Source organism: Oleiphilus sp. HI0079, from assembly GCF_001635105.1.
The window spans coordinates 1-3,105 of sequence record NZ_LWFT01000569.1; the positions used below are offsets into that span (position 1 = coordinate 1).

The 3,105-nt window shown below is 46.9% G+C and carries 2 protein-coding genes; both read right to left on the minus strand.

What is annotated here, in order from left to right; translation table 11 throughout:
- Window position 1: 1 nt before the first annotated feature.
- Window positions 2-2,632 carry an aminopeptidase N gene (pepN, locus tag A3750_RS09330; RefSeq protein WP_068548191.1) on the minus strand — a complete coding sequence of 877 codons (2,631 nt, stop codon included), beginning with the start codon at window positions 2,630-2,632 and terminating at the stop codon, window positions 2-4.
- A 38-nt stretch (window positions 2,633-2,670) separates the two neighbouring features.
- Window positions 2,671-3,105 (minus strand): DUF2797 domain-containing protein (locus A3750_RS09335; protein ID WP_156498503.1); only part of this gene is annotated, 435 nt, incomplete at its 5' end.

Consider the following 3,105-nt stretch of genomic DNA (forward strand, 5'->3'; position numbering starts at 1 on the left):
GCTAAGGCAAACTTTTTTCTACGATTTCTCTCAAGTCTTTTGAGAGTGACTCCTTACCGTGAATTCTCTGAAGCTGCTCGGTCATCAGCGTTTGCCTCGCCACTGAAAACTTCCTCCAGCGCGTCAATGGCGTCGCCAAACGCGATGCAATCTGCGGGTTCTGATCGTCTAACTTAATAATCTGATCTGCAAGGAATGCATATGCTTCGCCATCAAGAGCATGAAAATGCTTCAAATTTTGCCCAGCAAAAGCACCGACCACCGAGCGTAATTTATTCGGATTTAAAAAGTCGAACGCTTCGTGCTCCATTAAGGACTTGATTCGAGACAAATCAGCAAACTCAGAGCTTGCCGACTGAACAGAGAACCAAAGCTCCACAACCTGAGCGTCATCCCTCCATTGATCGTAAAAACGCAAGAGCAAATCTTCAGCGTCCTGCTTATTACCGGAAGCAATCATTGCTGCGAGCGCACCAAGCTGATCTGTCATGTTCCCCGCTTCACTATACTGCTTGCGGCACAAAGCAATAAAATCCTCATCTGCATTAGCACTCAGCATTCCAAGACACACATTCTTCAGAGCGCGCCTAGACATATCGACATAAGACAACCCGCCCTGTTCGCCGGCAACATTGCGGCTGTAACATTCGTAGAGCTCAGAGTGCAACGCAAAGCTCAATTGTTTTCTTGCAAGATCCCTCGCACGACAAATTGAATCAACGTCGGCCTCACTGGACAGCTCGATCAAATAAGAAGCACTGGGCAACTGCATCAGCTTGCACACCATCGCTTTATCAAGCTGCTCATTACGCACAATCTTCCTCACAGCCTCGACAAATGCAGAAGATAATTGCGCGGGCTCCTTATCGGCTATTGCCTTCGTCATTCGCTGAAGCTCATTGACGGCAATCTTCTGCGAAGCATCCCAGCGATTAAATCCATCGCTGTCGTTCTCAGTCAAAAACAGCAGTTGCGAACTAGCGTAATCATAATAGAGCTTCACAGGCGCCGAAAAACCACGCAATAGAGATGGCGTCGGCTCGCTAGTAACTCCCTCAAACACCAAGCTTTCTTCCTCGCCCGAGAGTTCAAATACGGCGCTCGTCTCATTACCGAAACAGGATAAAGGAATATCCTGTCCACTCTCGTCCAGCAGGCCAAGCTCAATGGGAATCAAAAACGGTGCTTTTTCAGGCTGTTGCGGAGTCGCAGGACAGGTCTGCTTAAAATGAAGCGTATAGGTCTGCATTTTGGGATCATACGTACTGGAAACGGTCACTTCTGGAGTACCGCTTTGCGAATACCAGCGTTTAAACTGCGTCAAGTCTCGACCAGAAACATCTTCCATCGCTGCGACGAAATCATCTGTCGTCACTGCCTGTCCATCATGCCGATCAAAGTACAAGTCCGATCCTTTACGGAAGTCGTCCGGGCCCAGTAAGGTATGTAACATACGAACGACTTCTGCTCCCTTCTCGTATACGGTTAGAGTATAAAAGTTGGAAATCTCCATATAAGACGCAGGACGAACCGGATGAGACATTGGCCCAGCATCTTCGGCAAACTGCGCCGTCCTCAATAGGGTGACGTCTTCAATTCGCTTTACCACACGCGAGTTTGTATCCGCTGAAAATTCCGAGTCACGAAAGACAGTAAAACCTTCTTTTAAGCTCAGCTGAAACCAGTCCCGACAAGTAACTCGGTTTCCCGACCAGTTGTGAAAATATTCGTGAGCCACGATCGCTTCAATGCGCTGATAGGCGTTATCTGTCGTCGTTTCTGGCTTGGCGAGTACGCACGACGAGTTGAAAATATTCAGCCCCTTATTTTCCATTGCACCCATATTGAAATCATCAACAGCCACAATCATGAAGATGTCGAGGTCATACTCGCGACCGTAGACCTCCTCGTCCCAGCGCATAGATCGCTTGAGCGCATCCAATGCATAATCACACTTAGTGGCGTTTTTGTGCTCTACAAATATCTCCAAGCGCACCTCTTTGCCACTCATCGTGGTAAAGCTGTCTCGCTGACAATGCAAATCGCCGGCAACTAGAGCAAACAAGTAACTAGGTTTCGGAAATGGATCATTCCATTCGGCGAAATGTCTTCCCTCGCCTAGCTCGCCAGAATCAACCAAGTTACCGTTAGACAGTAAGTTAGGATAGAGTTTCTGATCCGCCTCAACCCGGGTGGTAAAAATCGACAGTACATCGGGGCGGTCAAGGTAATAGGTGATACGACGAAATCCTTCGGCTTCACATTGCGTGCAAAACATCGTCGACGACTTGTAAAGGCCTTCCAAACGCTTGTTATCTTGAGGCTTAATCCAGGTCACGACCTCTAGAGTGTGATCAGAGCGTAATCCATCGATTACAAGCTCGGATTCGTTCAAGGTATACGAGCTTTCATCTAACGACGAGCCATCTAATTTAATAGACCTAAGTTGCAGCTCTTCGCCATCAAGACGCAAAGCGCTTTGGTCTTTCTTATCTTTGCGCAACACTCGCATGACATTTGTCACTTCTGCGCCATCTTCATATAGACGGAATGTAAGATGAACGCTCTCAATACAAAAAGCTGGAACCTGATAGTCTTTTAGATAAGTAACTGTCGCAGCTGCGTCTTTCATAATAAGTTCCTGTTTAGACAAACGCTCTATGACTTTTTTTAGGCATAAAGCGAAACTTCGTAAGCCCCATATTTTCGAATATTAAGGCAGGCTTGTTCAAAAATAAGATATTGACCCTTAATCGCCATTAAGGTGTCTTCGATTTCAGGTGTTTTATCCAAGTTGTAGGTTTTCGCTTTTTCGGGCCAAGCGAGATGAGGATAAGAAAAGTTGAACAATTCCCCTGACACAAGCCATTCAATCTGCTCATCTGGGAACTGGCTCTTAAGCTCCGACAAATAGCTATTGATCTCGCCGAATAACTTGTCGCGCTCAGCCAATAAATCTATTTCCTCAACTTCATGCTTGAGCATCTTCCGCCAATTCGTTCTATCTGCAACCCACTCGCGTAGTTTGTTCTCAAGCATGCCGGAAAGTTTGCGTGTAGAGACCGACGCGATAGGAAGCGCTTGAATCGCTCCCTGATCAATCCA